1 protein-coding gene is annotated in these 242 nt (G+C 71.5%); it reads right to left on the bottom strand.

Annotation, left to right across the window (positions count from 1 at the left end):
• A partial coding sequence (locus AC3XQU_RS24680) for an enolase C-terminal domain-like protein (protein WP_489876734.1) occupies positions 1–242 on the bottom strand: 242 nt, incomplete at both ends.

Here is a 242-nt window from a genome sequence, read left to right as displayed (position 1 = left end):
AACTCGTTGAGGGCGTGCACCGCATGCTCGGCCTCGTCGACGTTCCAGGCACCGTTCGCATCCACGCGGATGCGGCCTTCCGGACCCATCGCCTCTCGCACGGCTCGCACGCGAGCGACGTCGTCCGCCAGCGTCTGGCCGGGCTCCGCGACCTTGACCTTCGCGGTGCGGCACCCGGCGAACCGGGCCAGCACCTCGGCGACCCGTGCCGCCTCGATGGCGGGGATCGTGGCATTCACACC

The sequence above is a fragment of the Telluria sp. AZSoR62 genome (assembly GCF_058111565.1).
Note: the sequence above shows the minus strand (reverse complement) of the source record. Positions and strands in the feature narration are given on the sequence as shown.